At 66.8% G+C, this 5,123-nt stretch carries 5 protein-coding genes and 1 pseudogene; 1 reads left to right on the top strand and 5 read right to left on the bottom strand.

What is annotated here, in order from left to right; translation table 11 throughout:
- From ACFV20_RS36480 to ACFV20_RS36460, 5 genes and pseudogenes are all read right to left on the bottom strand, one after another.
- On the bottom strand, positions 1–403 hold a 403-nt coding region (locus ACFV20_RS36480; RefSeq protein ID WP_385665375.1), incomplete at its 3' end, for an enediyne antibiotic chromoprotein.
- Positions 404–449: 46 nt separating this feature from the next.
- A complete protein-coding gene (locus tag ACFV20_RS36475; RefSeq protein ID WP_073771949.1) occupies positions 450–1,667 on the bottom strand; it encodes a DegT/DnrJ/EryC1/StrS aminotransferase family protein in 1,218 nt (405 codons plus the stop codon).
- An 11-nt stretch (positions 1,668–1,678) separates the two neighbouring features.
- The gene (locus tag ACFV20_RS36470) at positions 1,679–2,413 is read right to left on the bottom strand and encodes a trans-aconitate 2-methyltransferase (RefSeq protein ID WP_073771950.1); all 735 of its coding nucleotides are present in this window, start codon (positions 2,411–2,413) and stop codon (positions 1,679–1,681) included.
- Positions 2,413–3,684 (bottom strand): class I SAM-dependent methyltransferase, encoded by a 1,272-nt coding sequence (locus ACFV20_RS36465; RefSeq protein WP_073771951.1) that lies wholly within the window; start codon positions 3,682–3,684, stop codon positions 2,413–2,415. The genes ACFV20_RS36470 and ACFV20_RS36465 overlap by 1 nt, the downstream gene beginning before the upstream one ends.
- A gap of 329 nt (positions 3,685–4,013) precedes the next feature.
- Positions 4,014–4,106 (bottom strand): annotated as a pseudogene (locus tag ACFV20_RS36460) (IS6 family transposase); the annotation flags it as partial.
- A 113-nt stretch (positions 4,107–4,219) separates the two neighbouring features.
- Here ACFV20_RS36460 and aac(3)-IVa point away from each other — a divergent pair.
- The gene (gene aac(3)-IVa, locus ACFV20_RS36455; RefSeq protein ID WP_001199192.1) at positions 4,220–4,996 is read left to right on the top strand and encodes an aminoglycoside N-acetyltransferase AAC(3)-IVa; all 777 of its coding nucleotides are present in this window, start codon (positions 4,220–4,222) and stop codon (positions 4,994–4,996) included.
- Positions 4,997–5,123: the final 127 nt, after the last annotated feature.

Genomic DNA, 5,123 nt, shown 5'->3' with positions numbered 1-5,123 from the left:
GGTCGAGACCGGAGTTGCCGGCGCCGAGGTTGCACGCGTCGGTCGCGCAGTCGACGTTGCCGACCGGCGTGCCGGTGGGCGTGCTGCCCGCGTACGTCTTGCGCACGACGAAGCTGAACGACGCCGCTCCGGACGCGTCCGTGGTGAAGGAGGTGGCGGTCGCCGGGTTGCACGCCTCCTGGCCGCCGACCGGCGCACACTGCGCGATGTAGTAGGTCTCACCCGCGGCCGCACCGCTGACCGACACCGAGACGCTCTGCCCGTCGCTCAGGCCCGACGCGGGGCTGGCCGAGAAGGAGGGCGCGGCGAAGGCCACGGACTGCGCGGCGGCGGCCAGCCCGATGGACGCGACAGCCACGACGCCGAACCTGGAGGCACGGCGGGACATGTGACGTAACGACATGCGGATACTCCATTTCGAGGAGGGGGTTGATCACTCCCTGAAAGGATCACCTCGAATGGCTGCCGCCTGCATCTTCTTCTGTGCTGTCATTCCCCTGGGGCACCGTGCTCCCGTCGACGGCCGCGCGGACGATACGGCAGACTCCCCGTACCTCCTTCGGCCCCACGGCCGTGCCGGTGGGCAGTGACAGCACCCGCTCGGTGAGCGCCTCCACCTTCGGGAGCGGATCGGGCGCGTGGCGCGCGGGGTCGGACCGGTAGGGCTCGCAGCTGTGGCAGCCGGGGCTGAAGTAGGCGCGGGCCAGCACATTGTGCCGCTTGAGCACCTCCTGGAGCTCGTCGCGGTGCAGTCCGGCCCGGTCGGCGTCCACCTCGATGACGACGTACTGGCAGTTCGACAGCTCGCCCTGCTCCTGCGGGCGGACCCGGACGCCGGGCAGGTCGTCCAGGTACTCCTCGTACAGCCGGTAGTTGCGCCGGTTGACCTCGGTGAAGTGGTCGGCCGACTCCAGGGAGGTGAGGCCCATGGCCGCGCTGATCTCGTGCATCCGGGCGACCGTTCCGCTGCCGGTGATCTCGTGCGCGGCGTTGAGGCCCTGGTGGCGCATGGCCCGGAGCCGGTCGGCCAGCGCGTCGTCGTCGGTGACGATCGCACCGCCCTCGAAGCTGTTCACGAACTTCGTCGCCTGGAAGCTGAAGATCTCCGCCGTGCCGAATCCGCCGATCGGCTTGGACCGGTAGGTGCAGCCGAAGGCGTGGGCGGCGTCGAAGAGCAGCGGGAGCCCGTGCTCCTCGGCCAGCTTGGTCAGCTCGTCGATCCGGGCGGGCCTGCCGAAGACGTGCACGTCCAGGATGGCGCGGGTGCGCGGGCCGATCAGCCGCTCCACGTGCGCCACGTCGGCGGTGCCGGTCTCCTCGTCCAGTTCGCAGAAGACGGGCACCGCACCGATCCAGTCCAGCGCGTGGGCGGTGGCGACCCAGGTGAAGGAGGGGACGATCACCTCATCCCCCGGGCCGATGCCCAGGGCCTTCGCGGCGACCTGGATGCCGGTGGTGGCGTTCGACACGGCGACGCAGTGCCTGACCTCGGTGAGCTCGGCCACGCGGGCCTCGAACTCCCGGACCAGAGGGCCGTCGTTGGTGAACCACAGCCGCTCCAGCGCTCCGTCGATCCGTTCGATCAACCGGTCGCGGGAGCCCACGTTCGGGCGTCCGACGTGCAGCGGTTCGCTGAAGTAGGGCGTGGGCAGGGACTCGAGACGCACCGGGCCGCCGCTCATGCCGTGCGCACGCCGACGAAGAGGCCGGGGCTGTTGGGCCGGCCGTCGGCCAGCCGGAAGCCCGGCACGAACCTCACCGAGAGGCCCGCCGACTCGAAGGCGTCGGCGTACTGCTCGCGGGTGAACAGGCTGGAGGTCAGGACCTCGGAGAACTCGCTGAACCCGGAGGCGTCCGCGACCCGGAACCGGACCTCCAGACGCGACTTGTCGCCCTGGCGCACGGAGTGCGTCATCCGCGTGATGACGCGGCCCTCCTCACGGTGCAGATGGCCGCCGACATGCCCGTCGAGGAAGTTCTCGGGGAAGTACCAGGGCTCGGCGACCAGGACACCGCCGGGGTTCAGGTGCTGGGCCATGGCCGACACCGCGGCCTTGAGCTCGGTGACGGACCCCATCTCGCCGAGCGCGTTGCCCATGCAGGTGATCGCGTCGAAGGTGCGGCCCAGGTCGAAGGAGCGCATGTCGCCGGCGTGCAGCGGGACGCCGGGCAGCCGGCCGGCCGCCTGCTCCAGCATCGCGGGCGCGTACTCCAGGCCCTCCACGTGGCCGAAGAGCGTGGCGAGCGTCTCCAGGTGGGCGCCGGTGCCGCAGGCGACGTCCAGGAGCGATACGGCGTCGGGGCGGTCGGCGAGGATCAGCTCGGTGAGCCCGCGGGCCTCCAGGTCGAAGTCCTTGCCGCGGCTGCGGAACACGAGGTCGTAGAACTTCGCGTGCTCGGGGCCGTACTCCATCAGACGAGCTCCTTCGCTGACTGGGCGGAGATGATCCTGGGCTCCGGGATGGGAACGATGAACTTCCCTCCCGCCTCGAGGAAGCGGCGCTCCTTGCGGACGACCTCTTCGGTGTAGTTCCACGCGAGGAGGAGGTAGTAGTCCGGTTCGGTGGCGGCGACCTCGTCCGGCGGAAGGACGGGGATGCGGTTTCCCGGCAGCAGCTTGCCGTGCTTGAGGGGCGTGGTGTCGCCGCAGACGGTGATGTCGTCGGCGGTCAGGCCGCAGGCCATCAGCAGCTGGGTGCCCTTGGACGGCGCCCCGTAGCCGGCCACGCGGTGGCCGTCCGCCGCCAGGCCGCGGACGAGCGTGCGCACCGCCTCGGTCACGTGCGTCACCCGCTCGGCGAAGGCCCGGTAGGGGGCCTCCGTCAGCAGTCCGCGCTCCTCCTCCAGGCCGAGCAGCGCGGCGACCGACGGCTCCGGGGTCCGCGCGGCCGACTCGCGTGCGGCGACGACGGCGATCGAACCGCCGTGGACGGCGACCCGCTCCACGTCGATGATCCGCAGGCCGTGCATGCCGAAGAGGTGGCGCAGCGTGTGCAGGGAGAAGTACGACAGGTGCTCGTGGTAGATCGTGTCGAACTGGTTCTCGTCGAGCAGGTTCAGCAGGTACGGCACCTCGATGACCAGGACGCCGTCGTCGTCGAGCACCGCGTCGACGCCGTCCAGGATGCGGTGTACGTCGTCGATGTGCGCGAAGCACTGGCGGCCGATGACGGCTTTGGCCCGGCCCTGCTCGGAGGCGATGCGGCCCGCGGGGCCGGGGCCGAAGAAGTCCGGGTCGGTGGGGACGCCCCGCGCGTTGGCGATCTCGGCGAGGTTGGCCGCCGGGTCGACCCCGGCCACCCGCATGCCCGCCTCCTGGAACATCGCGAGCTGGGTGCCGACGTTGCTGCCCAGCTCCACGACCAGGTCGCCGGAGGCGAGGCCCGCCCGGCGGGTGGCCAGCTCGACGATGTGCGCCATGTGCTCGCGGATCTGGTCGGAGTCGGAGGAGACGTAGACGTAGTGCTTGAACAGCGCCTCGGGGTCGACGACATGCCGCAGCGTCATCAGCCGGCACGACCGGCACACGATGACGTCGAGCGGGAAGACGTCCTGCGCCTCGTCGGCGTCGGCCGGGTCGACGAAACCGTTGGCGAGCGGTAGCGAACCGAACGAGATGACCTCGGTCCAGTCGTCCGCACCGCATACACGGCAGGTCTCGTCCCGCCTGCATTTCTCCAGCATGAAGTCTCCTGACGGCGAAAGCCGACGCATCGGGCCCGTCGGTCCGGGGACGTCAATCTAGAAAGTATAGGAACTTCGAAGTTCCCGCCAGCCTCGCAGAGCAGGATTCCCGTTGAGCACCGCCAGGTGCGAATAAGGGACAGTGAAGAAGGAACACCCGCTCGCGGGTGGGCCTACTTCACCTATCCTGCCCGGCTGACGCCGTTGGATACACCAAGGAAAGTCTACACGAACCCTTTGGCAAAATCCTGTATATCGTGCGAAAAAGGATGGATATACCGAAAAAATCGCTATAATGACCCCGAAGCAGGGTTATGCAGCGGAAAATGCAGCTCACGGTAACTGATGCCGTATTTGCAGTACCAGCGTACGGCCCACAGAATGATGTCACGCTGAAAATGCCGGCCTTTGAATGGGTTCATGTGCAGCTCCATAAGCAAAAGGGGATGATAAGTTTATCACCACCGACTATTTGCAACAGTGCCGTTGATCGTGCTATGATCGACTGATGTCATCAGCGGTGGAGTGCAATGTCGTGCAATACGAATGGCGAAAAGCCGAGCTCATCGGTCAGCTTCTCAACCTTGGGGTTACCCCCGGCGGTGTGCTGCTGGTCCACAGCTCCTTCCGTAGCGTCCGGCCCCTCGAAGATGGGCCACTTGGACTGATCGAGGCCCTGCGTGCTGCGCTGGGTCCGGGAGGGACGCTCGTCATGCCCTCGTGGTCAGGTCTGGACGACGAGCCGTTCGATCCTGCCACGTCGCCCGTTACACCGGACCTTGGAGTTGTCTCTGACACATTCTGGCGCCTGCCAAATGTAAAGCGCAGCGCCCATCCATTTGCCTTTGCGGCAGCGGGGCCACAGGCAGAGCAGATCATCTCTGATCCATTGCCCCTGCCACCTCACTCGCCTGCAAGCCCGGTCGCCCGTGTCCATGAACTCGATGGGCAGGTACTTCTCCTCGGCGTGGGACACGATGCCAACACGACGCTGCATCTTGCCGAGTTGATGGCAAAGGTTCCCTATGGGGTGCCGAGACACTGCACCATTCTTCAGGATGGCAAGTTGGTACGCGTCGATTATCTCGAGAATGACCACTGCTGTGAGCGCTTTGCCTTGGCGGACAGGTGGCTCAAGGAGAAGAGCCTTCAGAAGGAAGGTCCAGTCGGTCATGCCTTTGCTCGGTTGATCCGCTCCCGCGACATTGTGGCGACAGCCCTGGGTCAACTGGGCCGAGATCCGTTGATCTTCCTGCATCCGCCAGAGGCGGGATGCGAAGAATGCGATGCCGCTCGCCAGTCGATTGGCTGAGCTCATAAGTTCCTATTCCGAAGTTCCTATTCTCTAGAAAGTATAGGAACTTCGAAGTTCCCGCCAGCCTCGCAGAGCAGGATTCCCGTTGAGCACCGCCAGGTGCGAATAAGGGACAGTGAAGAAG

Source organism: Streptomyces sp. NPDC059696, assembly GCF_042733745.1.
Classification (GTDB): Bacteria; Actinomycetota; Actinomycetes; order Streptomycetales; family Streptomycetaceae; genus Streptomyces.
This window is presented reverse-complemented; position numbering and strand designations above follow the sequence as displayed.

Excerpts from the sequence above, each read along its gene's own strand:
- ACFV20_RS36470 (WP_073771950.1), bottom strand. The coding sequence starts at position 2,413 with ATGGAGTACGGCCCCGAGCACGCGAAGTTCTACGACCTCGTGTTCCGC.
- ACFV20_RS36465 (WP_073771951.1), bottom strand. The coding sequence starts at position 3,684 with ATGCTGGAGAAATGCAGGCGGGACGAGACCTGCCGTGTATGCGGTGCG.